This window comes from Paenibacillus sp. B01 (genome assembly GCF_009649995.1).
Lineage (GTDB): Bacteria > Bacillota > Bacilli > Paenibacillales > Paenibacillaceae > Paenibacillus_O > Paenibacillus_O pasadenensis.
The window spans coordinates 3,286,314-3,311,594 of sequence record NZ_CP045802.1 but is presented as its reverse complement, the minus strand read 5'-3'; the positions used below and the strand labels follow the sequence as shown (position 1 = coordinate 3,311,594).

The window sequence follows — 25,281 nt, the reverse complement described above, 5'->3', positions numbered from 1 at the left end:
AGCGATGAAACAACGGATCCTAACCGGCCTCGGGGCAGGCGCTCTCTTCTTGCTGCTGCTCGTCATCGGCGGGACGCCATACGAGCTGCTGCTGCTGCTGCTCGCCCTGATCGGCTTTTTTGAATTCGCGCGCCTGAACGGCATTTCTCCTTTCCACCCGGCTGGGCTGCTCGGCTTCGCCGGGGTGCTTTTTTTTATGCTCCCATGGGAAGAGATGGGCCTCGACGTTCCGTCGGACAGCGCAGCGATATGGCTGCTGCTGCTTCTGCTCTTGTCGGTGACGGTCGTCACCAAAAACCGGATCGCGGTCGATGGAGCCGCGCTGCTGCTGCTGGGGGCCGTTTATGTCGGCTTCGGCTTCGCCGCCATGGGCGATGTCAGAGGCATCGAGCCGCATGGCCTGTACCTGAGCTTCCTTAGCTTCGCCGCCATCTGGGCTTCGGATATCGGAGCCTACTTCATCGGCAAGGCGATCGGCAAGCGCAAGCTGTGGCCGGCGATCAGCCCGAACAAGACGATCGAAGGCTCGCTCGGCGGCATCGCCTGCGCGATCGCCGCTGCGATCGCCTTCCAGCTCGCAGCTCCGGAGACGATCGGCTTTGGCCGCGCGGTCGCGATCGGCGCCGTCGCGGCGGTCGCCGGACAGTTCGGCGATCTGATCCAGTCGGCGTACAAGCGCCATCGCGGCGTCAAGGACAGCGGCAAGCTGCTGCCCGGCCACGGCGGAGTGCTCGACCGCTGCGACAGCTGGATCGTCGTTTTTCCGCTGCTCGTGCTGACGGGACTGCTCCCGCTCTAGGAACGGTCCCGCTCCGGGCCGGTACATACTGCAAGACAAGGAGTCGATCGCAGTGAAAAAAATTACGGTGCTCGGATCGACCGGCTCGATCGGCACGCAGACGCTGGACATTGTCGCGCACCATCCGGAGCGCTATGCGCTCGACGGCCTGGCGGCGGGAGCCAACTCCGCGCTGCTGATCGAGCAGGCGCTCCGCTTCCGGCCGAAGCGGGTCTGCCTGGCGACCGAGGAGGCGGCTCGCGCCGCGCGCGCGGCGCTGCCGCAGGAGATCGAGGTGCTGCAGGGCGAGCAGGGGCTGGTCGAGCTTGCCGGCGGCGGCGACGCCGATACGGTCGTCACCGCGCTCGTCGGCAGCCGCGGCCTGCCGGCGACGCTGGCCGCGATCGAAGCGGGCCGCGACATCGCGCTCGCCAACAAGGAGACGCTCGTGACGGCCGGCCATCTCGTCATGGAGGCGGCTCGGCGCAGGGGCGTTTCGATTTTGCCGGTGGACAGCGAGCATTCGGCGATCTTCCAGTGCCTGAACGGCGAGCGGCGCGAGGATGTGCGGGGCATCACGCTGACGGCTTCGGGCGGATCGTTCCGCGACCGAACGCGCGACCAGCTGCGCGGCGTCACCGTGCAGGAGGCGCTCAGCCACCCGAACTGGTCGATGGGAGCCAAGATCACGATCGACTCCGCGACGATGGTCAACAAGGGACTGGAGGTCATCGAAGCCCGCTGGCTGTTCGGCCTCGGCTATGACGACATCGGCGTGCTCATCCATCCCGAGAGCATCATCCACTCCTATGTGGAGTTCAACGACCGCAGCGTCATCGCGCAGCTCGGACTGCCGGACATGCGCGTGCCGATCCAGTACGCGCTGTCGCATCCCGAGCGGCATCCGTCGCCGACGGAACGGCTGAGCCTAGCCGAGCTGGGCAAGCTTACGTTCCGGGAGATGGACTTCGACCGCTACCGCTGCCTCGCGCTCGCCTACGAGTGCGGCCGCATCGGAGGGACGGCGACGACCGTCTTCAACGCGGCCAACGAGGTCGCGGTCGAGCGCTTTCTGCGCGGAGAGATCGAATTCCTCGCGATCGAGGCCATCCTGCAGCAAGCGATGGAGAAGCATGTTCCTGCATCCGATCCCGATCTCGGAACGATCGCCGAGGCGGACCAGTGGGCCCGCCGGCTGGCCGCCTCCCTCTAAGTCGGTTCTCTTGTGCCAGGCTGGAGAATAATGATAATCTAAGGTACAGGCCTAAAGCGACAGGAGGCACCGACATCGATGGGTACATTGCAGGTCATCTTCATGACCGTTCTCGTGTTTTTCGTCATTGTCACCATTCACGAATGGGGACATTATTTTTTTGCGAAGCGCGCCGGCATCCTCGTCCGCGAGTTCGCCATCGGCTTCGGCCCGAAGCTGTTCTCGATCAAGCGGGGCGAGACCCGCTTCACGCTTCGGCTCGTGCCGGCAGGCGGATTCGTCCGCATGGCGGGAGAGGATCCGGAGCTCGTCGAGATCCAGGCGGGCCAGACGATCGCGATCCGCGTCAAGAACGGCCAGGCGACGCGCCTCTACCTCGACAAGCTGGATGAGCGCAGCGGCGTCGTCCGCGGCGAGGTCGAGGCGATCGACCTGGAGCGCCGGCTGTTCGTGCAGCTGCTCGTCGAGGGCGACTCCGAGCGCTACGAGGTGCATCCCGAAGCGCTCATGATCGCCAAGGGCAGGGAGACGCAGATCGCTCCGCTGGACCGGCAGTTCGGCAGCAAGACGGTCGGCCAGCGGGCGCTCGCGATCGCCGCCGGACCGTTCATGAACTTCATCCTCGCGATCGTGCTGTTCGCCGCGTACATCCAGATGGCCGGCGTCGCCGTCGACAACCCGCGGCATCTGGTCATCAACAGCATCGTCGGCGGCATGCCGGCGGAGCAGGCCGGCCTGCACAAAGGCGACGTCATCCAGACGGTCGCCGGCGAGGACATCCAAGCGGACTACGACCGCATGATCCAGGTGATCGGCGAGTCGGCCGGCAAGCCGCTCGACATCGTCGTCGAGCGGGGCGGCGAGACGATGACGTTCACGATGACGCCCAAGCTCGACGCCGACACCAAGATGGGCAAGGTCGGCATCACGGCCGGCTATCCGCGCCGGGCGGCCACGTTCAGCGAGACGATCACCGGCACGTTCACGCTCATGAAGGACATGACGGTAAGCATCTTCCAGGGCTTCGGCAAGCTGATCACCGGCGACTTCAAGCTGGACGACCTCGGCGGTCCGGTGCGCACGGCCGAGGTGACGGGCCAGATCGCCCGCCAGGGCCTGACGCAGCTGACGAGCTGGGCGGCGCTGCTCAGTCTGTATCTTGGCATCTTCAACCTGCTGCCGATCCCGGCGCTTGACGGCAGCCGCCTCGTGTTCATCGGCATCGAGGCGCTGCGCGGACGGCCGATCGATCCGGCGCGGGAGAGCATGGTCCACGTCATCGGCTTCATGATGCTCATGCTGCTGATGCTGGCCGTGACCTACAACGATATATTGCGACTTGTCAAAGGGTAGAGGGGAGCTGGCGGTTCAGCCATGTCGAAGGAAAAGCAGTTCGTAACGGAAATAACGCCTCAAGCGGAGGATTTCTCCCGCTGGTATATCGACGTCATCAAAAAAGCCGAGCTCATGGATTACTCGCCGGTGCGCGGCTGCATCGTGTTCCGTCCCGAGGGCTATGAGATCTGGGAGCATATTAAGGAAGAGCTGGACCGCCGCTTCAAGGCGACCGGCCACCGCAACGCCTACTTCCCGCTGTTCATCCCCGAGAGCTTCTTCCAAAAGGAGAAAGAGCATGTCGAGGGCTTCAACCCCGAGCTGCCGTGGGTGACCGAGGCCGGTGGCGAGCCGCTTGAGGAGCGGCTGGCGATCCGTCCGACGTCCGAGACGATGATCGGCCATATGTACAGCAAATGGATCCAGTCGTACCGCGACCTGCCGGTGCTCATCAACCAGTGGGCGAACGTCGTCCGCTGGGAGAAGCGCACGCTGCCGTTTCTGCGCACGAGCGAGTTCCTCTGGCAGGAGGGCCATACGGCGCATGAGACCGAGACGGAGGCGCGCGAGGAGACGATGCGCATGCTCGAGGTGTACCGCAGCTTCGTCGAGGACTATCTCGCGATTCCGGTCATCAGCGGCGAGAAGACGCCGTCCGAGCGCTTCGCCGGCGCCGTCGACACCTATTCGATCGAAGCGATGATGAAGGACGGGCGCGCCGTGCAGGCGGGGACCTCGCATTATCTCGGCAGCAAGTTCGCGGTCGCGTTCGACATCAAGTACCTCGATCGCGAGAACCAGCTGCAGTTCGCGCATACGACGTCCTGGGGCGTCAGCACGCGCTTGATCGGCTCGCTCATCATGGTGCACGGCGACGACCGCGGCCTCGTGCTGCCGCCGAAGATCGCCCCGACGCAGGTCATCATGATTCCGATCGGACCGCCGAAAACCCGCGACGCGGTGCTCGCGCGGGTGGACGAGCTGTTCGGCCAGCTCAAGCAGGCCGGCGTGCGCGTGCGCGTCGACGACCGCTCGGACGTCAGCCCGGGCTGGAAGTTCAACGAGTACGAGATGCGCGGCGTGCCGATCCGTCTCGAGCTCGGCCCTCGCGACATGGACAACGGCGTCTGCGTGCTCGTCTCCCGCGTCAGCGGCGAAAAGCGTATCGTCAACCAGAGCGACCTGCTCGCCGAGATCGAGAGCATGCTGGAGCAGGTGCATCGCGAGATGTACGAGAAGGCGGCCGCTTTCCGCACGGAGAACACGTTCGCGGTCGATACGCTGGACGAGATGAAGGCGCTGTTCGAGCAGAAGCGCGGCTTCGTTACGGCCGGCTGGTGCGGCTCCGAGGCGTGCGAGAAGCAGGTCAAGGAAGAGACGGGCGCGACGAGCCGGAACATTCCGTTCGAGCCTTCCGAACGCAAGGCGTCCTGCCTGTGCTGCGGCGAGAAAGCCGCCCATACGGTCGTATTCGCCCGGGCGTACTGATATCCAGGCTTGTTCAAGGCCAAGTCCCGCCAGGGGCTTGGCTTTGTTTTTTTGGAGAGCGGCAGCCGCGGCGAGGGCGGCAACTTTCTATGTCTTTCTCCATTTTTCGACGGTATAATAGAGTCTGATTGCTGGAATCGGACGGTCTTCAAGCAGGGAGGGAACATATGAGCGAGGCAAAGCGACAGCGCTTCGAGCTGTTGATGAAGCAGGCGGAGCTGGCGCCGGACCTGATCGGAGCCCATTTTCAGGATGGCCATATCGAGAAGGTGCTGGTCAGCCCGAGCAACCGCGAGTGGACGTTCTGCATCGCCAAAAGTCTGCTCGTGAAACGGGACTATTACAAGGTGTTCTGCCAGACGATCAAGCAGAAGTTCAGCCATCTGGCGGACGTCACCTTTTGCTTTACTTATGATGAATCGATCTCCACGGACGAGCTGGCTCTGGAATATTGGCCGCTGTTCGTCGAGTGGGCGCAGCGGGAAATGGCGTCGGTCAACGGCTGGCTGGCCAAGGCCGCGCCTTCTGCCAGCGGCGGCGTGCTGCAGATCATGCTGATGGATCGGGCCGGTCTCGAGCTGGCGAAGCGCAAGAAGATCGACGAGGCGATCGTAGCCTTCTACGAAGAGCGCTTCCGCCGCACGCTGCGGGTGAAGCTCGCCGCAGGCGAAAGCTCGCGCGAGCTGTACGAGCAGTTCGAGAAGCGCGTCGTCCAGGAAAACAGCGAGCAGGTGCAGCAGATCATGACGAGCGTCGCCTCTGAGGCGGTGCCGGAGCCGGAGGACGGCGACGTCAAGCTCGCTATCGGCTACGACATCCGCGACGAGCCGGTGCCGATGATGAACATCGTCGAGGAAGAAAAGAAGATCGCCGTGCAAGGCACGGTGTTCGGGCTCGACGTCAAGGAGCTGCGCAACGGCAGCACGCTGTTCACGTTCAACGTCACCGACTTCACCGACTCGATGGCGATGAAGATGTTCGCCAAGACGAAGGAAGACGTCAAGGTGCTGTCCAAGCTGTCCAACGGCAAGTGGATCAAGGCTCGCGGCCGCGTCGAATACGACCGGTTCATGCAGGAGCCGGAGCTGGTCATGATGCCGAACGACCTGCACGAGGTGCTGCCGCCCAAGGAGCGGACCGATACGGCGGAGGTCAAGCGGGTCGAGTTCCATCTGCACACGACGATGAGCACGATGGACGCCGTCACGCCGGTCGACGCGTATATCAAGACTGCCGCCAAATGGGGCCACGGCGCGATCGCCGTCACCGACCACGGCAACGTGCAATGTTTTCCCGACGCGTTCAAGCACGGCAAGAAGAACGGCGTGAAGGTGCTGTTCGGCGTCGAGGCGAACGTCGTCAACGACGCCGTGCCGATGGTGCTGAATCCGCGCGAGGAATCGCTCAAGGATGCGACGTATGTCGTGTTCGACATCGAGACGACGGGACTTTCGATCACGGCCTGCAAAATCATCGAGCTCGCCGGCGTCAAATACAAGGACGGGCATGAGATCGGCCGCTTCGCCACGTTCATCGATCCGCACGAAAAGATTCCGTACCACATCCAGCAGCTGACGAACATTACGGACGACATGGTGCGCGGCGCGCCGGAGCTCGCTCCAAAGCTCAAGGAATTCGCCGAGTTCGTAGGCGACAGCGTGCTCGTCGCGCACAACGCCCGCTTCGACATGGGCTTCATCCAGGCGGCCTGCAAGGAGATCGGCATCCCGGAGCTGTCCAATCCGGTGCTCGATACGCTGGAGCTGGCGCGCTTCCTTCACCCGACGATGAAGAACCACCGGCTGAACACGCTGTCGGACAAATACAAGGTCTCGCTCGAAAGCCATCACCGCGCCGTCGACGACTCGGTGGCGCTCGCCGGCGTGCTGTACGGCCTGATCGGCGACGCGGCCGAGCGCAGCATTACGGGGCTGCATCAGCTCAACGATTATGTCGGCATGGACCTGTCCAACTCGCGGCCGTTCCACTGCAACATCTACGCGCTGAACGCGGTCGGCAAGAAGAACCTGTTCAAGCTGATCTCGCTCTCGCATACGAAGCATTTCAAGCGGGTCGCCTGCATTCCCAAGAGCAAGCTCAAGGAGATGCGGGAAGGGCTGCTCGTCATCTCCGGCTGCGAGAAGGGCGAGTTTTTCGAGGCTGTGCTCAACAAGACGGTCGAAGAAGCGGAAGATGTCGCCGAATTCTACGACGTGCTGGAAATCCAGCCGGTCGACTTCTACATGCATCTCGTCGACAAGGGACTCGTCGGCAGCCGCGCCGAGATCGAGGAGGCGATGCGCAAGATCTGCCGCATCGGCGACAAGCTCGGCAAGCCGGTCATCGCCACCGGCAACGTGCATTACCTGCATCCGCGCGACAAGATGTACCGCGAGATCACGATCATGGGCATTACCGGCTTCAGCCCGCTCAAGGACCAGCGCAAGCCGGACGCGCATTTCCGCACGACGGACGAGATGCTCCAGGAATTCCGCTTCCTCGGCGAAGAGCTCGCCTATCGCGTCGTCGTGACGAATACGGTGGAACTCGCCGAGCGCTTCGAGACGTACGAGATGTTCCCGGACAAGCTGTATACGCCGATCATCGAGGGGGCCGACGACGAGATCCGCGACACCTGCTACGCGACGGCTCGGCGCATGTACGGCGAGGAGCTGCCGCAGGTCGTCATCGACCGGCTGGAGAAGGAGCTCGTGCCGATCATCAAGTACGGCTTCTCGGCGAACTATCTCATCTCGGAGCGTCTCGTCAAGAAATCCAACGAGGACGGCTACCTGGTCGGATCCCGCGGCTCGGTCGGCAGCTCCGTCGTGGCGACCTTCCTCGGCATTTCCGAGGTCAATCCGCTGCCGCCGCACTATTTGTGCAAGACGGACGGCTGCTGCCACAGCGACTGGATTCTCGACGGCAGCGTCTCCTCGGGCTTCAACCTGCCGGACAAGGCCTGTCCCAAGTGCGGAGCGATGATGCGCGGCGAAGGCCAGGACATCCCGTTCGAGACGTTCCTCGGCTTCAAGGGCGACAAGGTTCCCGATATCGACCTCAACTTCTCGGGCGAATACCAGCCGATCGCCCATAACTATACGAAGGTGCTGTTCGGCGAGAAGGCGGTGTTCCGCGCGGGCACGATCGGCACGGTGGCGGAAAAGACGGCGTTCGGCTTCGCCAAGAAATATGAAGAAGAGAAGGGCCGCAAATGGCGGGGAGCGGAGCTCAGCCGCCTCGCATCGGGCTGCACCGGCGTCAAGCGGAGCACGGGCCAGCATCCCGGCGGCATCGTCGTCGTGCCCGACTACATCGAGGTCGAGGACATCACGCCGGTGCAGTATCCGGCCGACGATACGAGCGCGGAGTGGATGACGACCCACTTCGACTACCACGCCTTCGACGCCAACCTGCTCAAGCTCGACATTCTCGGCCACGACGATCCGACGATGATGCGCATGCTCCAGGATCTGACCGGCATCGACCCGACGACGATCCCGATGAACGATCCGAAGGTGATGAGCCTGTTCAACTCGACGACGGCGCTCGGCGTGACGCCGCAGCAGATCCGCTCGAGCGTCGCGACGTACGGCGTGCCGGAGATGGGCACGAAGTTCGTCCGCCAGATGCTCGAAGAGACGCAGCCGAGCTCGTTCGCCGACCTGCTGCAAATATCGGGGCTGTCGCACGGAACGGGCGTCTGGCTCGGCAACGCGCAGGAGCTCATCAAAAAAGGCACCTGCACGATCAAGACCGTCATCGGCTGCCGCGACGAGATCATGCTTTATCTGATCTACAAGGCCGGCATGGACGCGGGCCTCGCGTTCAAGATCACCGAGAGCGTGCGGAAGGGCAAGGGACTGACGCCGGAATGGATCGAGGAGATGAAGCGCTGCAAGGTTCCTCAGTGGTACATCGACTCCTGCCTCCGCATCGAGTACATGTTCCCGAAAGCCCATGCCGCCGCCTACGTCATCTCGGCCGTGCGCACCGCGTTCTTCAAGCTCTACCATCCGATCGCCTACTATGCGACCTACTTCACCGTGCGGGCGGAGGACTTCGACCTGGAGCTGCTCTGCCAAGGCTACGACGCGATTTTGAAGCGGCTCGTGGAAATCGAGCAGAAGGCCTTCGCCGCCTCGCCGAAGGAAAAGGCGTCGATCTCCATCCTGGAGATGGCGCTCGAAATGACGGCGCGCGGCTTCTCGTTCAAGCCGATCGACCTGTACCGCTCGGAGGCGACGCGCTGGACGATCGACGGCGACAGCCTCATTCCGCCGTTCGCGGCGATCGCCGGCATCGGCGAAAATGCCGCGCGCAACATCGCCGCCTCTCGCGACGGCGGAGAGTTCCTCTCGGTAGAAGACTTCCAACAGCGCTCCAAGGCGACCAAGACGATCGTCGAGGTGCTGGGCGGAATGGGCTGCTTCCGCGGCCTTCCGGAGTCCAACCAGCTGTCTCTCTTCTAGGGCTGGCGGCGGCTGCTCCAATCGCTTTAGAGGAAAACAATTCTTGTCAGTCATCAGGGGTTATGGTATAATTTTTTTGGTAATCATGAGGATAGATGTACTTTCTGAAGAGTGGGGAAACCCACTCTTCACGTTTTGTCCACTACTTTTTACGTTTGGATCAGGGGGTCTATCGGAGTTGAGCACATCCCGAATCAAGGCGGTCGTCGAAGAGATGATCACGCCCTTTCTTACCGAAAACGGCTTCGAGCTTGTCGACATTGACTATGTCAAGGAAGGCAGCCATTGGTTCCTCCGCGTATTCGTCGACAAGGACGGCGGAATCGACATCGACGAGTGCGGCCGAATCAGCGAATACCTGAGCGAGCGCCTGGACGAGAACGATCCCGTCACAGACGCTTATTTTCTGGAGGTCTCTTCTCCGGGAGCGGAGCGTCCGCTCAAGAAGCCTGAGGATGTCAGCAAGGCGGTCGGCAAGCAGGTGTGCGTCACGACGTACGAGCCGGTCGACGGATTGAAAGAATTCGAGGGTCCGCTGCTCGCCTTCGACGGAGAGACCGTCTCCGTCCAGGTCGGACGCAAGAGCTACTCGATTCCATATGCCAAGGTGGCCAGCGCCCGGCTGGCTATCGTTTTCTAATTCGCGAAAGGGGGATTGACAGTTTCATGAGTATGGATTTTATTGAAGCGCTGAACGAGATAGAGCGCGAGAAGGGAATCGCCAAGGACGTGCTTCTGGAAGCGATCGAAGCGGCGCTCATCTCCAGCTACAAGCGCAACTTCAACACCGCTCAGAACGTGCGCGTGGACATCAACCGCCATACCGGCGTGATCAAGGTCTATGCGCGCAAGAACGTCGTGGAAGAAGTGCTCGATCCGCGCCTGGAAATCAGCGTCGAGGCTTCGCGCGAGATCAATCCGCATTATCAGCTAGACGACGTGGCCGAGATCGAGGTTACGCCCCGCGACTTCGGACGGATCGCCGCCCAGACGGCCAAGCAGGTCGTCACGCAGCGCATCCGGGAAGCTGAGCGCGGCCTGATTTATAACGCTTATATCGATAAAGAAGAAGATATCGTCAACGGCATCGTGCAGCGCCAGGATACGCGCAACCTGTTCGTCGACCTCGGCAAGGTGGAGGCGGTGCTGCCGCTGACCGAGCTGATGCCGACCGACAAGTTCAAGCACGGCGATCGCGTCAAGTCGTTCATCACCAAGGTGGAGAATACGACGAAAGGGCCGCAGATCATCCTCTCGCGCACGCATCCGGGGCTGCTGAAGCGCCTGTTCGAGCTCGAGGTGCCGGAGATCTACGACGGCGTCGTCGAGATCCGCTCGGTCGCGCGCGAGGCCGGCTTCCGCTCCAAGATCGCGGTCCACTCCCGCAACGACGAGGTCGATCCCGTCGGCTCTTGCGTCGGCCAGAAGGGCATGCGCGTGCAGACGATCGTCTCCGAGCTCAAAGGGGAGAAGATCGACATCGTGCGCTGGTCGGACAGCGTCGAGGAGTACGTCGCCAACGCGCTCAGTCCATCAAAGGTGCTGGAGGTCATCGTCTTCGAGCAGGAGAAGATGGCCCGCGTCATCGTGCCGGACTACCAGCTGTCGCTGGCGATCGGCATCAAAGGCCAGAACGCGCGCCTCGCGGCGAAGCTGACCGGCTGGAAGATCGACATCAAGAGCGAGACGCAGGCGGAGCAGGAGTTCGGCCGCGAGCGGACCCAAGGCGCCGCGATGCACCAGGACTCCGTCACGATCGACTGAGCGGGAAGGAGGGAATTCGCCGATGAGACCGAGAAAGATCCCTCTGCGCCGATGCGTCGCAAGCCAGGAGATGCTTCCGAAAAAAGAGCTGATTCGGGTCGTCCGCACGCCGGATGGCCAGATCAGCATCGACCTGACCGGCAAGAAATCCGGCCGCGGCGCCTATTTGAAGGGCACGGCGGAGAACTTCCGCCTCGCCAAGAAGAGCAAGGCGCTCGACCGCGCGCTCAAGCAGGCGGTGCCGCCGGAAATCTATGACCAGCTGGAGCGCGAGTTCATCTCCGTCGAGGAGCAGTTCCTCGCCGCCAAGGCGCAGGAGGATGACGAGGATGGCGAATAAGGCTCTCTCCAGCCTGGGCATGGCGATGCGCGCCGGCAAAGTCGTGACCGGCGACGATACGGTGCTGCGGACCGTGCGCCAGGGAAAGGCGGCGCTCGTGCTTGTGGCTGCCGACGCTTCGGGCAACACCCGCAAGAAATACCGTGACAAATGCTCGTCCTACGGCGTATTTATGGCCGAAGCTTTTTCCCGCGAGACGCTCGGGCATGCCCTCGGCAAGGAAGAGAGGGTGGTCGTCGCCATAACGGATCGGGGATTTGCCGACATGATTCGGGGTCATTTGAGCCAGAATACGGAGGTGGAGAATATTGACTAAACCACAAGACGGTAAAGAAGGCAAAGAGAAGCTTCGCGTGTATGAATACGCGAAGTCCCTTAACATGAGCAGCAAGGAAATCATCACGATTCTTAAGCGGCTGGATACGCCGGTCAACAACCACATGAGCGTCATGGAGAGCGGCATGGTCAGCAAGGTGGAAGGATTCTTCCGCGACATCAAAGCGAACGCCGCGGCGAAGCGGGCGCAGGGCGGCCAGCAGGCCGGCACGTCCTCCGCCCGTCAGACCGAAAAGCGGCCGGAGCAACAAGGAGTGCATACTATTCCACGTCAAGAGCAAACCCAACAACCAAACCAACGGGATCGACAGGTGACTATGAATACGACATCGAACAACTCAAGCAGCAACGGCACTCAGCGTACTTCCCAAGGCGGAAGCCGCGGCGGACAAGGCGGCGGCCAAGGCCGTCCGGCAGGTCAAGGCGGCGGCCAAGGCCGTCCGCAAGGCCAAGGCGGCGGCCAAGGTCGTCCGGCAGGCCAAGGCGGCGGCCAAGGCCGTCCGGCAGGACAGGGCGGCGGTCAAGGACGCCCGGCAGGCCAAGGCGGCGGTCAAGGCCGTCCGGCAGGCCAAGGCGGCGGCTACGGCGGCAATCGTCCAGGCGGCCAAGGCGGCGGCCAAGGACGCCCGGCAGGTCAAGGCGGCGGCTACGGCGGCAATCGTCCAGGCGGCCAGGGCGGCGGCCCAGGCCGTCCGGCAGGTCAAGGCGGCGGCTACGGCGGCAGCCGGCCAGCCGGCCAAGCCGCAGGCGCAGGCACGGCTTCCCGCGGCGAGAGCCGCAGCACGGCTCCGGCTCCGCGTACGTTCGGCGACAACAAGCCGGCGGGCGGCGGCCAGCGCGACTTCAGCCGCAGCGGTACGGGCGGCGGCGCGGGACGCAGCGGCGGACCGGGCGGCCAAGGCGGCAACCGCCGCGGCGGCGGCAAGCCGGGCGGCCAAGGCGGCCGCTTCGACGATCGCGGCGGAAACTTCCGCAGCCGCGGCAAAAACGGCCGCGGCGGCAAGAGCAGCCAGCCGCAGCGGGACAAGATCGACAACACGCCGAAAAAGATCATCGTCCGCGGCAGCATGACCGTCGGCGAGCTCGCGAAGCTGCTCCACAAGGACGCTTCCGAGGTCATCAAGAAGCTGATCTTCCTCGGCGTCATGGCGACGATCAACCAGGAGCTCGACATCGAGACGATCCAGCTGGTCGCCTCCGAGTTCAAGGTCGAGGAAGTCGAAGTCAAGATTCCGGTCGAAGAGGACGATTTCGAGACGGTCGAGGAGAAGGACGAAGAGGAGAGCCTCGTGTCCCGCGCTCCGGTCGTCACGATCATGGGCCACGTCGACCACGGCAAGACGACGCTGCTTGACGCCATCCGCTCCACCAACGTGACGAGCGGCGAGGCCGGCGGCATCACCCAGCATATCGGCGCGTACCAGGTCGAGATCAACCAGAAGAAGATCACGTTCCTCGATACCCCGGGCCACGAAGCGTTCACGATGATGCGCGCGCGCGGCGCCGAGGTGACGGACATCACGATCATCGTGGTGGCGGCCGACGACGGCGTCATGCCGCAGACGGTCGAAGCGATCAACCACGCCAAGGCGGCCAAGGTGCCGATCATCGTGGCGGTCAACAAGATCGACAAGCCGGATGCCAACCCGGATACGATCAAGCAAGAGCTGACCAAATATGAGCTCGTGCCGGAAGAGTGGGGCGGCGATACGATCTTCGTGAACGTCTCCGCCAAGCAGCGCACCAACCTCGAGGAGCTGCTCGAAATGATCCTGCTCGTGGCCGAGGTCAACGACTATAAAGCGAATCCGAACAAGCGCGCTCGCGGCACCGTGCTCGAGGCCGAGCTCGACAAGGGCAAAGGTCCGGTCGCCCGCGTGCTCGTGCAGCACGGCACGCTCAAGATCGGCGATGCGTTCGTCGCCGGCAATACGTTCGGCCGCGTACGCGCGATGATCAACGACAAGGGACGCCGTCTCAAGGAAGCCGATCCGTCGACTCCAGTCGAGATCACAGGCTTGACGGAAGTGCCTCAAGCCGGCGATCCGTTCATGGTGTTCGAGGACGAGCGCAAAGCCCGCGCGATCTCCGAGCGCCGCTCGATCAAGCAGCGCCAGTCCGAGATGGGCGCGAACTCCCGCGTCACGCTGGACGATCTCTACAAGCACATCAAGGAAGGCGAGATCAAGGACCTCAACGTCATCATCAAGGCCGACGTGCAGGGCTCTCTCGAAGCGCTGCGCGGCTCCCTCGAGAAGATCGAGGTCGAAGGCGTGCGCGTCAAGTCGATCCACAACGGCGTAGGCGCCATCACCGAATCCGACATCGCGCTTGCTTCGGCTTCCAACGCGATCGTCATCGGCTTCAACGTCCGTCCGGAATCCCAGGCGGCGGTAGCGGCCGAGCAGGAGAAGGTCGACGTACGCCTGCACAACATCATCTACAACGTCATCGAGGAGATCGAGCAGGCGATGAAGGGCATGCTCGACCCGATCTTCAAGGAAGTCGTCACCGGCCATGCCGAAGTGCGCAACCTGTTCAAGGTCAGCAAGGTCGGCACGATCGCCGGCTGCATGATCACGGACGGCAAGATCTCGCGCTCGGCCGAAGCCCGCGTCATTCGCGGCGGCATCGTCGTGCATCAAGGCAAGATCGATACGCTCAAGCGCTTCAAGGATGACGTCAAGGAAGTGTCGCAAGGCTACGAGTGCGGCATCACGCTGGAGAAGTTCAACGACATCCAGGAAGGCGACATCATCGAAGGCTTCGTCCAGGAAAAGGTAGAACGCTAAGAAGAGGTGGTCCATCATGGCTAAAATCCGTGTCGGCCGCGTCGGGGAGCAGATCAAGAAGGAGCTCAGCCAGATCATCCAGACCGAGCTCAAAGATCCCCGCATCGGCTTCATTACGGTAACCGGAGTGGACGTCACGAACGATATGTCCCAGGCGCGCGTCTACTTGAGCGTGCTCGGGAACGACGATCAGAAGGAAGAGACGCTCAAGGCTCTGGCGCGGGGAACCGGCTTCATCCGCTCCGAGCTCGGCAAGCGGATCCGCCTTCGCCATACGCCGGAGCTGCTGTTCAAGTTCGACGGCAGCATCGAGTACGGCAGCCGGATCGAATCGCTTCTGACGAAGATCAACCGGGAGAACGGCGGCGAATGAGCGGCGGCATGCACCGCGACTTCGAAGCCGCAATGAGTTTTCTGAACGAGGGAGACGACTATTTAGTCGTCTCCCATGTTCAGCCTGACGGGGATGCGATCAGCTCGACGCTCGCCGCCGCCTGGCTGCTAGACCGGCTCGGCAAGCGCGTCGTGCTGGCGAACCAGGATCCGGTGCCGGATCGCCTTCGCTTTTTGAGCGGCAGCGAGCGGATCCTGAGCCTGGACTCGCTCGCTCCCGACCTCCGCTTCAAGCGGATCGTAGCGGTCGACTGCGCCGATTTCAAGCGGATCGGCCAGCTGTCCGAGCGGTTCGCGGAAGGCGCCGAGCTGCTCAATATCGACCATCATCCGACGAACGACGCCTACGGCGTCTGCAATCTGATCGTGCCGGAGGCGGCGGCGACGGCGCAGATCCTGTTCGAGCTGATCGCGGCATCCGGCCATGCGCTCGATGCGGCCGCGGCGGAGCTGCTGTACACGGGCTTGCTGACCGACACGGGCGGCTTCCGTTATTCCAACACCGATACCCGCGTCATGCAGACCGCTGCGCGGCTGCTTGAGGCGGGCGCGGACGGCTACCGCATCGCGGATCGGCTGCTGGAGACGATGACGCTGCCGCAGCTCAAGCTGCTGCGTCTGGGCCTCAACCGGATGGAGTTCCGGTTCGACGACCGGGTCTGCTCGATGCTCATCACGCCGGAGGACATGGCGGAGATCGGCGCCGCGCCCGAGGATCTCGAAGGGCTCGTGAACTACGCCCGCAACGTCGAAGGCGTGGAGGCAGGCGTCCTGTTGAAGGGCTTGCGCGACGGCAGCGTCAAGGCGAGCCTCCGCTCCGGCGGAACGCTCGACGTCGCCGCGATCGCCTCGGCGTTCGGCGGCGGCGGCCATATCCGCGCGGCCGGCTGCCGTCTCGAGGACGATGTCCAGATCGAGGCGCTTCTGTCCGCCATCGGGGAGGCGCTGGAGCCGAGATGAATGGAATCCTCCCGATCTGGAAGCCGGCCGGCTGGACGTCCCATGACGTCGTAGCCAAATGCCGCCGGCTGCTTCGCACGAAGCGAATCGGCCATGCCGGCACCCTCGATCCGATGGTGACCGGCGTGCTGCCGCTTTGCATCGGACCGGCGACGCGCTTCGTCGAGTACTTGCAGGAGCTGCCCAAGGAATACGAGGCGGTGCTGCAATTCGGCGTGGCGACCGATACGCAGGATCTGACCGGCGAGACGATCGCGCAGGTCGATTCGGTCGAAATCGGAGAGGAGCGTCTCCAGGAGACGCTCCTCTCGTTCGTCGGGGACATCTGGCAGCTGCCGCCCATGTACTCCGCCGTCAAGGTCGACGGCAAGCGGCTGTACGAGCTGGCCCGCGAGGGCAAGACGGTTGAGCGCAAGCCTCGCCAGGCGACGATCCACGAGCTGGAGCTGCTTGAGGCGGACCTGAGCCTCGACCATCCCCGCATCCGGTTCCGCGTGCTCTGCTCCAAAGGCACCTATATCCGCACGCTCTGCGTCGACATCGGCGAGAAGCTGGGCGTGCCCGCGGCGATGGCGGAGCTGACGCGGACCGAGTCCGCGGGCTTCCGCCGCGAGGACTGCGTCACGCTGGAGCAGCTGGAGGCGCTGCAGCGGGATGGAGCGGAAGGCAGTCCGCTGCTGGCGGCCGACCGCACGCTCTCGCATATCCCCGCCCTCACGGCGGCCACTCCCGCCGTGCGCCAGGCGCTGCAGGGCCGGCGGATTCCGCTCGACTGGCTGGACGGGACGGCTCCAGCCGGCGGCATGATCCGGCTCTACAGCCATAGCGGCCTGTTCGCCGGCCTGTTCGAAGCGGAGCCGGAGGACGGCATGCTGAAGGCGGTCAAGGTGTTCGCCCGTCCGGAAGAGGTCTGAACCTAAAGAGAAATGCAGGTGGGAGAGCAAATGGAGATCCATGTTGTAAGCTATCCGCTGGAGGGCTCGGTCCATGAGCCTTGCGCGCTGGCGATCGGCCATTTCGACGGCGTGCATCTCGGCCATCTCTCGGTCATCGAGCGGGCCGTAGCCCATGCTTCCGCCGCCGGCATCCGAGCGGCCGTCATGACGTTCGATCCCCATCCTCGCGAGGTGCTCGGGCGAGGCAGCGGCTATGCCGCCAGCCTGACGCCGCTGGAGGACAAGCTCGAGCTGTTCCGGCAGGCCGGCGTCGATGCGGCATACGTCATGCGCTTCGAGCCCGCCTTCGCCGAAATCAGTCCGCGCGTATTCGTCGACGAGGTGCTGCTGCGTCTCGGCGTCCGCCATGCGGTCGTCGGCTTCGACTTCCGCTTCGGCCATTTCGGCGAAGGCAGCGCGACCAGCCTCGGCGAGCTCGGAGCGGGCCGCTTCGGAGTCGAGATCATGCCGGCCTACAGCCGCGACGGGCAAAAGGTGAGCAGCACCTACGTGCGCGAAGCGCTGGAAAACGGGCAGGTCGAGCTGGCCGCCGAGCTGCTCGGCCGCCCGTACGCCGTGAGCGGCGTCGTCGTCCACGGAGACGCGAGGGGGCGCACGATCGGCTTTCCGACCGCGAATGTCCTGCAGGACGCCGCTTATGTCGTGCCGCGCCTCGGCGTCTACGCGGTCCGCGTCCATCTGCCGGAGCGGGACGGCCATCCGGCGGAAACGCTGCCCGCCGTGCTGAACCACGGCATGAAGCCGACCTTCAACAAGGAGAGCATCGTGCCTGTCCTCGAAGCCCATCTGCTGGACTTCGAGGGGGATCTGTACGGCCTGCGCGTGCGCATCGAGTTCCTTCATTTCCTGCGGCCCGAGCGCAAGTTCTCCTGCGTGGCGGAGCTCGTGGAGCAGCTGGGCAAGGACCGGGACCGGTCCGCCGAGCTGCTTCGGGGCTGACGGAGCATTCCGGTTTACTTTAGGCTCCGTTGATGCTATACTGTGTCATGTTGTCCAAGAGGCTTCCTCTGGATACGCTGGCCCCGGCTTGGCCGGCCGCTCTCACCGGCGGCGGCGAGGCTGACGGCGACTTAGGCAACGATAACGAATTTGGAGGTGAACATGGATGGCACTTACGCAAGAACGCAAGCAAGAGCTCATCGAAGAGCACAAGACGCATGCAACTGACACGGGTTCCCCCGAGGTTCAGGTCGCTATCCTGACTCAGAACATCGTCAACCTGACAGACCACCTGCGGACGCACAAGAAGGATCACCACTCGCGCCGCGGTCTTCTGAAAATGGTCGGTCAGCGCCGCAAGCTGCTGGCTTACCTGAAAAACAACGATGTACGCCGTTACAGCGCTCTGATCGAGAAGCTTGGCCTTCGCCGCTAGGAATGCCGCTGTAAAAGAAGCAACCTGGTTTGCAAGCTGTCCGGGATTCCGGACGAGGCGCAGCCGGGTTGCTTTTTATCATGAAGGAAACCTTACCTGCACCCATACATAATTCGTTCCCTGCCGCTCGCGCAGCTGGAGGGCAGAGGATTCGGAAGCTGCCTGTCGAATGGATTCAACAAATAGGAGGGATATTATGCACCAGGTTCAAATGACACTCGGCGGCCGCGAGCTCGTACTCGAGACCGGACGCCTGGCGAAGCAGGCCAACGCGGCGGTTACGGTGCGCTACGGCGATACCGTCATTCTCTGCACGGTGACCGCGTCCTCGGGTCCGAAGGATCTGGACTTCTTCCCGCTGACGGTCAACTACGAAGAGCGTCTTTATGCCGTCGGCAAAATCCCGGGCGGCTTCATCAAGCGCGAGGGACGCCCGAGCGAAAAGGCGATCCTGTCGAGCCGCCTGACGGACCGTCCGATCCGCCCGCTGTTCCCGGAAGGCTTCCGCAATGACGTGCAGGTGCTCAACCTCGTCATGAGCGTCGATCAGGACTGCCCGCCGGAAATCGCGGCGATGATCGGCACGGGCGCCGCGCTGAGCGTGTCCGACGTTCCGTTCAACGGCCCGATCGGCGGCGTCATCGTCGGCCGCGTGGACGGCGAGTTCGTCATCAACCCGACCGTCGAGCAGGAAGAGAAGAGCGACATCCATGTCGTCGTATCCGGAACCCGCGACGCGATCATGATGGTCGAGGCCGAGGCGAACGAGGTGTCCGAGGAAGTCATGCTCGAAGCGATCATGTTCGGCCATGACGAAATCAAGAAGATCTGCGCGACGATCGACGAGCTGACCGCTCTGAGCGGCAAGCCGAAGATGGACGTCGTGCTCCATGCCGTCGACGCCGAGACGAGCGCCGAGGTGCGCGGCTTCGCGTCCGCTCGCCTCGTGGAAGCGATCCGGATCGAGGAGAAGCATGCTCGCCAGGAAGCGATCGACGCCATCAACCGCGAGACGGTGGCGCATTTCGAGGAGCTGTACGCCGACCAGCCGGAGCGCATGGGCGACGTGAAGGAAACGCTGTACGACATCGTCAAGGAAGAAGTGCGCCGCCTGATCACGCATGACAAGATCCGTCCGGACGGACGCGGACTGGACGAGATCCGTCCGATCGAATGCGATGTCAACCTGCTGCCTCGCACGCACGGCACGGGCCTGTTCACGCGCGGCCAGACGCAAGCGCTCAGCATCTGCACCCTCGGCGCTCTCGGCGATGTGCAGATTCTCGACGGAATCAGCCCGGAAACGACCAAGCGGTTCATGCACCATTACAATTTCCCTCCGTTCAGCGTCGGCGAAGCCCGTCCGCTGCGCGCTCCGGGCCGCCGCGAGATCGGCCACGGCGCTCTAGGAGAGCGCGCGCTCTCCAAGGTGCTGCCGTCCGAAGCGGACTTCCCGTACACGATCCGCCTCGTCTCCGAGGTGCTGGAGTCCAACGGCTCCACGTCCCAGGCAAGCATCTGCGCCAGCTCGCTGGCGATGATGGATGCCGGCGTGCCGATCAAGGCTCCGGTAGCCGGCGTGGCGATGGGCCTCATCAAGGACGGAGACCATTTCTCCATCCTGTCGGACATCCAGGGGATGGAAGACCATCTCGGCGACATGGACTTTAAAGTAGCCGGCACGGCGGAAGGCGTCACCGCGATCCAGATGGACATCAAGATCGACGGCATCGACCGCAGCATCCTGACGCAGGCGCTCGAGCAGGCGCGCGTCGGCCGGATGCATATCCTCGGCAAGATGAACGAGGTCATGGACAAGCCGCGCGCGAGCCTGTCGCAGTACGCGCCGAAGATCATGACGCTCCGCATCAACCCGGACAAGATCCGCGACGTCATCGGCGCCGGCGGCAAGATCATCAACAAGATCATCGAAGAGACCGGCGTCAAGATCGACATCGAGCAGGACGGCATGGTGTACATCGCTTCGTCCAACGAAGAGATGAACAAGCGCGCGCGCTCGATCATCGAGGGCATCGTCAAGGAAGTCGTCGTCGGCGAGATCTACACCGGCACGGTCAAGCGCATCGAGAAGTTCGGCGCGTTCGTCGAGATCCTGCCGAACAAGGACGGCCTCGTCCACATCTCGCAGCTGTCGACCGAGCGCGTTGCGAAGACCGAGGACGCGGTCAGCATCGGCGACGTCATTACCGTCAAGGTGACCGAGATCGATGGGCAGGGACGCATCAATCTGTCCCGCAAAGCGGTCCTCACCGCTGAGACGCCAGCCGGCTCCTAGAGCCGCCGAGCAGCACGAACCAAGAATCAGAGCGTCGCCTCTGATTCTTTTTTATTGCCTTGGCGCCGCCGCGTCCCGCCGCCGAATCAGGACCTGTCCCGGAGAAATGGGCCAAGCCGCATAATCGACTTGATCTCCTCATACATTGGGGGGAGAACAGGTGGAGGGTGAGGCAGATGAATCTCCGTGCATGGTGCGCGTCGGCCGCATGCGGGGCCGTGCTGGTGCTCGCGGCTGCGGCCTGGAGCCCGGCCGGAACGTATGTCCGCTCGCTGGGAGACGGCGAGCTGCGCGCGGCGATGGCGGCGAAGGACGCGGACCGCTCGCTGCTGGATCAGATCCGGGAGGAGGCGGCGAGCCGCTACGTGCCGCCGGTCGACGCGTCGGTCGACCGCTGGTTCCGCGCCATTCCAGGCTACGAGGGCCGGGAGGTCGACGTGGAGGCTTCCTACCGGGCGACGCTGCAGCGGCCGGAGGATGGATTGACGTTCCGCTACAAGCCGGTCGCGCCGGCCAAAAGGCTGGCGGACTTTCCGCTGGAGCCGGTCTACAAGGGCAATCCGGCCAAGCCTGCCGCCTCGCTCATGATCAATGTGGCCTGGGGCAATGAATATTTGGAGCCGATGCTCGAGACGCTGCGGCGCAACGAGGTGAAGGCGACGTTTTTCCTGGACGGCAGCTGGCTGAAGCGATACCCGGAGCTGGCGCTCAAGATCAAGGAGGGCGGCCATGAGATCGGCAACCATGCCTACACCCATCCCGACATGAGCCGGCTCGGCCCGGCGCAGCAGCGCAGCCAGATCGAGCGCACGAGCTCGCTGATCGAGCAGACGCTCGGCGTGAAAAGCCTTTATTTCGCGCCTCCGTCAGGCAGCTTCAACGCGCTCACGGTGAAGGCTGCGCGGGAGCAGGGCATGACGACGGTGCTGTGGACGCTCGACACGGTCGATTGGATGAAGCCGCAGCCGCATGCGGTGCTCGCCAAAATATCCCGCGGCCTGAAGCCGGGCTCGCTGGTGCTGATGCATCCGACCTATGCGTCGAGCCGCGCGCTTCAGGGCATCATCGATTCGGCCAAGCAAAAAGGGCTGAGCCTCGTCCCGGTGAGCGAGACGCTTTCCGAGGAGCGGCTGGACGGCGCGGTTGAGAGCGGCCGCTGATTTTGATATGATGATAGTTAAACTTCGAGGAGGAGAACCGGTGAATCTATATCGACTAAGCAACGGGCTTCGCGTCGTCGCGGAACCGATCCCGACCTGCCGCTCCGTTTCCTTCGGGATTTGGGTGAAGACGGGCTCGCGCAGCGAAACCCCGGCCAACAACGGCATCTCCCATTTCATCGAGCACATGCTGTTCAAAGGCACCGATACGCGCAGCGCCAAGGACATCGCGGATCTGTTCGACGGCATCGGGGGCAACGTGAACGCATTCACAGCCAAAGAATATACATGCTACTTCGCGAAGGTGCTTGACCTGCATCTGCCGCTCGCGATCGATGCGCTGGCGGACATGTTCTTCAACTCCCGCTTCGACGAGGAGGAGCTGGCCAAGGAGAAAAACGTCATCCTCGAGGAAATCTCGATGTACGAGGATACGCCGGACGACAAGGTCCATGACGAGGCTTCGCGCGCGTCGTACGGGGACCATCCGCTCGCCTATTCGATCCTCGGCCTGGAGGAGCGGCTGGAGGCGATGGGACCGGACGACCTGCGCCGCTATATGCAGGATCAATATACGATCGAGAATACCGTCATCAGCGTGGCGGGCAACATTGAGGAGAAGGCGCTGCTCGCGCTGCTGGAGGAGAAATTCTCGGGCATGAGCGCGCGCGGCGCCGGCCGCAGCCTGACGCCTGCGGCGTTCAACGGGCAGTATCTGTTCCATCCGAAGCAGACGGAGCAGAACCATATCTGCCTCACGTTCCCCGGCTGCTCGATCGACGACGACAAGCTGTATGCGATGGTGCTCCTCAACAACGCCCTCGGCGGCGGGATGAGCTCGCGCCTGTTCCAGGAGATCCGCGAGAAGCGCGGCCTGGCCTACTCCGTCTACTCCTACCATACCTCCTATGCGGACTCCGGCCTGTTCACCGTCTATGCGGGCACGGCGCCCAAGCAGACGGCCGACGTGCTGGACCTGACGATGGAGCTGCTCGCCGACGTCTCCGCATCGGGCCTGAGCGAGGCGGAGCTGCGCCGGGGCAAGGAGCAGCTCAAGGGGAGCCTCATCCTCAGCCTGGAGAGCACGAGCAGCCGCATGAACCGCAACGGCAAAAACGAGCTCATGCTCGGCCGCCACTTCACGATGGACGAGATCATCGAGCGCATCGAGGCCGTGACGATGGGGGACATCCGTACCGTCACCGCGCGCATGCTGGAGAAGCCTTTCGCCGTCGCGATGGTCGGAACGGAAGAAGGGCCGGCCGCGGCTCTGAGGAGGGACCGCTTTGCATCAAGTCCAATTTAAGCGGCTTCCGGGCAACGAGGACGTGCCGCTTCCGGCGCGCATGTCCGCCGCTGCGGCGGGCTTCGACCTGCACGCCGCCGTCGCGGAGCCGGTCGTGCTCCAGCCGGGAGCGCGCATCCTCGTCCCGACGGGCTTCGCGATGGCGATGCCGCCGGAGCTCGAGGCGCAGATCCGCCCCCGCAGCGGGCTCGCCTACAAGCACGGCGTCACCTGCCTCAATTCGCCCGGCACGATCGACGCCGACTATCGCGGCGAGGTCAAGGTGCTGCTGATCAACCACGGCGAGGAGCCGTTCCTCATCGCGCGGGGCGAGCGGATCGCCCAGATGGTGTTCCAGTCCGTGCCTCCCGTGGCGATCGAGGAGGCGGACGAGCTTCCCGATACGGCTCGCGGAGCCGGAGGCTTCGGCCATACGGGCAAGTGAGCCGAGCGACGCCTCTTCCATAGCCTATAGCTTAGCCGCAGCCGCGGCCGTCCTTTTACGGGATGGCCGCGGCTGCGGCTTTTTCGGGCTCGGCTGCGGCGTGATCCGCGGCGGCCCGACAGTAACCCCCGCCCGCCCTGCGGCATAAACTGCCCTATACCAGGCAAAACGGCTGCAGGCTTCGGCGGGCGGTCGTTTGCGATGGAATCGTAAGGAAGCCGTACGACGCGATTATGGGGAGAGGATGTGACGCCAGCATGCTGACCGGCGTTCAGGTGCTGCTGATCGGCGGCGATGCAAGACAGCTTGAGGTCATCCGCAGGCTGTCCGAGCTGGATGCTTCGCTTACGGTGTCCGGATTCGACGGGCTTCGTACCCTTCCCGGAGACAGCTCGGACTCCGAGCTGCGGGAAGAGCTGTTTGACAAGACGGATGCGGTGATCCTGCCGGCAGTAGGCACCGACGACGCCGGCCTCATTCCGGCGGCCTTCAGCGACAGCGAGCTGCGGCTCACGGGCGCGATGCTCGCCCGGCTGCCGAAGCACGCCACGATCTATGCGGGCATGGCCAGACCGTATCTGAAGGAGCTGTGCCGCGAGCACGGCCTCGGCCTCGTCGAGCTGTTCGAGCGGGACGACGTCGCCATCCTGAATTCGATTCCGACGGCCGAAGGAGCCGTCAAGATGGCGATCGAGCATACGGACATCACGATCCACGGATCGACCTGCATGGTTCTCGGCCTCGGCCGCACCGGACTGACGCTCGTGCGCACGCTGCAGGGGCTGGGGGCGACCGTGCTGGCCGGCGTGAACCGTCCCGAGCCGTTCGCGAGGGCGGCGGAGATGGGCGCGAAGCCTTTCTACACGCGGGATCTGCAGGATCATGCGGGCAACATCGACTTGCTTTTTAACACAATTCCCACTATGATAGTCACAGCGCAAATGATAGCCAGAATGCCTTCCCGCGCGGTCATCATCGACCTGGCCTCCAAGCCGGGCGGCACTGATTTCCGCTTCGCGGAGAAGCGCGGCCTCAAGGCCATTCTGGCACCGGGACTGCCCGGCATCGTCGCCCCCGTGACCGCTGGTCGCATCATAGCGGATTGTGTCACTCAGCTGATTTTGGAAGAGATCAGCGCGCGGGGGAATGCACAATGAACTGGAACGGACTTACGGTCGGCTACGCGCTTTCGGGCTCCCACTGCACCTTCGCCGAAGTGATGCCGCAGATTCAGCGGTTCGTCGACGCAGGCGCGGACGTGGTGCCGATCGTCACGCAGAGCCTGATGACGACGGATACCCGGTTCGGCACGGCGGCGGAGTGGAGGCGGCAGCTGACGGAGATCACCGGCAACGAGATCATCTCGACCGTCGTGCAGGCGGAGCCGCTCGGCCCGTCCAAGCGGCTGGACGTCATGCTCATCGCGCCGTGCACCGGCAATACGACGAGCAAGCTCGCCAACGCGCTGACCGACGGAGCGGTGCTCATGGCGGCCAAGGCCCAGATGCGCAACGGCCGTCCGGTCGTGCTGGCCATCTCCACCAACGACGGGCTCGGCCTCAACATGGCCAACATCGCCAAGCTCATGGTCGCGAAGAACATCTACTTCGTGCCGTTCGGCCAGGACGATCCGGTGAACAAGCCGAACTCGCTCGTCGCCCGCATGGACCTGGTGATGGAGGCTTGCGAGCATGCCCTGCAGGGCAGGCAGATGCAGCCGGTCCTCGTCGAGAGGGCGTGAGCGGAGCGGCCTGACCGGCCGGATCCGCTGCAAGCACCAACGATAGACAGCCGGCAGCGAGCTTTACGCTGGCGGCTTTTTTTACAGGCGGGGGCCGCGGTCCTCGCCTTCAAGCGGGTTTGTTCTGCTTGCATCAAGGGCAGAGAAGGGAT

Annotated in this window: 21 protein-coding genes; all 21 read left to right on the top strand. The window is 63.5% G+C overall.

Annotation, left to right across the window (positions count from 1 at the left end):
- Positions 1 to 4: 4 nt before the first annotated feature.
- The 21 genes from GE073_RS14235 (at position 5) to GE073_RS14135 (ending at position 25,129) form a co-directional block, all read left to right on the top strand.
- Positions 5 to 799, top strand: a complete 795-nt coding sequence (locus tag GE073_RS14235; RefSeq protein ID WP_028597401.1) for a phosphatidate cytidylyltransferase — start codon at positions 5 to 7, stop codon at positions 797 to 799.
- 52 nt (positions 800 to 851) lie between these two features.
- Complete coding sequence (locus GE073_RS14230) at positions 852 to 1,991, top strand: 1-deoxy-D-xylulose-5-phosphate reductoisomerase (protein ID WP_028597400.1); 1,140 nt, start codon at positions 852 to 854, stop codon at positions 1,989 to 1,991.
- Between the two features lie 78 nt (positions 1,992 to 2,069).
- Complete coding sequence (rseP, locus tag GE073_RS14225) at positions 2,070 to 3,344, top strand: RIP metalloprotease RseP (RefSeq protein ID WP_028597399.1); 1,275 nt, start codon at positions 2,070 to 2,072, stop codon at positions 3,342 to 3,344.
- Positions 3,345 to 3,365: 21 nt separating this feature from the next.
- Complete coding sequence (gene proS / locus GE073_RS14220) at positions 3,366 to 4,814, top strand: proline--tRNA ligase (protein ID WP_028597398.1); 1,449 nt, start codon at positions 3,366 to 3,368, stop codon at positions 4,812 to 4,814.
- A 167-nt stretch (positions 4,815 to 4,981) separates the two neighbouring features.
- Positions 4,982 to 9,286, top strand: a complete 4,305-nt coding sequence (locus GE073_RS14215; RefSeq protein ID WP_153783726.1) for a PolC-type DNA polymerase III — start codon at positions 4,982 to 4,984, stop codon at positions 9,284 to 9,286.
- Between the two features lie 178 nt (positions 9,287 to 9,464).
- Positions 9,465 to 9,926, top strand: coding sequence for a ribosome maturation factor RimP (gene rimP, locus GE073_RS14210; RefSeq protein ID WP_101809228.1), 462 nt, complete (start codon positions 9,465 to 9,467; stop codon positions 9,924 to 9,926).
- Positions 9,927 to 9,952: 26 nt separating this feature from the next.
- The gene (nusA, locus tag GE073_RS14205; protein ID WP_101809227.1) at positions 9,953 to 11,050 is read left to right on the top strand and encodes a transcription termination factor NusA; all 1,098 of its coding nucleotides are present in this window, start codon (positions 9,953 to 9,955) and stop codon (positions 11,048 to 11,050) included.
- Positions 11,051 to 11,072: 22 nt separating this feature from the next.
- A complete protein-coding gene (gene rnpM / locus GE073_RS14200) occupies positions 11,073 to 11,390 on the top strand; it encodes an RNase P modulator RnpM (RefSeq protein WP_028597394.1) in 318 nt (105 codons plus the stop codon).
- Positions 11,380 to 11,706, top strand: coding sequence for a L7Ae/L30e/S12e/Gadd45 family ribosomal protein (locus GE073_RS14195; protein WP_373864109.1), 327 nt, complete (start codon positions 11,380 to 11,382; stop codon positions 11,704 to 11,706). Before rnpM ends, GE073_RS14195 begins: the two co-directional genes overlap by 11 nt.
- Positions 11,699 to 14,518: a translation initiation factor IF-2 gene (gene infB / locus GE073_RS14190; RefSeq protein ID WP_153783725.1), complete on the top strand. Its 2,820-nt coding sequence runs from the start codon at positions 11,699 to 11,701 to the stop codon at positions 14,516 to 14,518. The genes GE073_RS14195 and infB overlap by 8 nt, the downstream gene beginning before the upstream one ends.
- Before the next feature lie 16 nt (positions 14,519 to 14,534).
- Entirely contained in the window at positions 14,535 to 14,891 is a 357-nt protein-coding gene (rbfA, locus tag GE073_RS14185; protein WP_028597391.1) for a 30S ribosome-binding factor RbfA, read from the top strand.
- Entirely contained in the window at positions 14,888 to 15,871 is a 984-nt protein-coding gene (locus GE073_RS14180; RefSeq protein ID WP_084136535.1) for a DHH family phosphoesterase, read from the top strand. Before rbfA ends, GE073_RS14180 begins: the two co-directional genes overlap by 4 nt.
- Positions 15,868 to 16,785 carry a tRNA pseudouridine(55) synthase TruB gene (truB, locus tag GE073_RS14175; RefSeq protein WP_153783724.1) on the top strand — a complete coding sequence of 306 codons (918 nt, stop codon included), beginning with the start codon at positions 15,868 to 15,870 and terminating at the stop codon, positions 16,783 to 16,785. The genes GE073_RS14180 and truB overlap by 4 nt, the downstream gene beginning before the upstream one ends.
- A 30-nt stretch (positions 16,786 to 16,815) precedes the next feature.
- Positions 16,816 to 17,766, top strand: a complete 951-nt coding sequence (locus tag GE073_RS14170) for a bifunctional riboflavin kinase/FAD synthetase (protein ID WP_153783723.1) — start codon at positions 16,816 to 16,818, stop codon at positions 17,764 to 17,766.
- A 166-nt stretch (positions 17,767 to 17,932) separates the two neighbouring features.
- A complete protein-coding gene (gene rpsO, locus GE073_RS14165) occupies positions 17,933 to 18,202 on the top strand; it encodes a 30S ribosomal protein S15 (RefSeq protein ID WP_028597387.1) in 270 nt (89 codons plus the stop codon).
- Between the two features lie 196 nt (positions 18,203 to 18,398).
- Positions 18,399 to 20,498, top strand: coding sequence for a polyribonucleotide nucleotidyltransferase (pnp, locus tag GE073_RS14160; RefSeq protein ID WP_028597386.1), 2,100 nt, complete (start codon positions 18,399 to 18,401; stop codon positions 20,496 to 20,498).
- A gap of 176 nt (positions 20,499 to 20,674) precedes the next feature.
- Positions 20,675 to 21,658 (top strand): polysaccharide deacetylase family protein, encoded by a 984-nt coding sequence (locus GE073_RS14155; protein WP_153783722.1) that lies wholly within the window; start codon positions 20,675 to 20,677, stop codon positions 21,656 to 21,658.
- 10 nt (positions 21,659 to 21,668) lie between these two features.
- On the top strand, positions 21,669 to 22,964 hold the full coding sequence (locus tag GE073_RS14150) for a M16 family metallopeptidase (RefSeq protein ID WP_052332938.1): 1,296 nt from the start codon (positions 21,669 to 21,671) through the stop codon (positions 22,962 to 22,964).
- Positions 22,945 to 23,388 (top strand): dUTP diphosphatase, encoded by a 444-nt coding sequence (dut, locus tag GE073_RS14145; RefSeq protein WP_028597384.1) that lies wholly within the window; start codon positions 22,945 to 22,947, stop codon positions 23,386 to 23,388. The genes GE073_RS14150 and dut overlap by 20 nt, the downstream gene beginning before the upstream one ends.
- A 257-nt stretch (positions 23,389 to 23,645) precedes the next feature.
- Positions 23,646 to 24,545 carry a dipicolinate synthase subunit DpsA gene (gene dpsA, locus GE073_RS14140; RefSeq protein WP_028597383.1) on the top strand — a complete coding sequence of 300 codons (900 nt, stop codon included), beginning with the start codon at positions 23,646 to 23,648 and terminating at the stop codon, positions 24,543 to 24,545.
- Positions 24,542 to 25,129 carry a dipicolinate synthase subunit B gene (locus GE073_RS14135; protein WP_028597382.1) on the top strand — a complete coding sequence of 196 codons (588 nt, stop codon included), beginning with the start codon at positions 24,542 to 24,544 and terminating at the stop codon, positions 25,127 to 25,129. The genes dpsA and GE073_RS14135 overlap by 4 nt, the downstream gene beginning before the upstream one ends.
- Positions 25,130 to 25,281 lie beyond the last annotated feature (152 nt).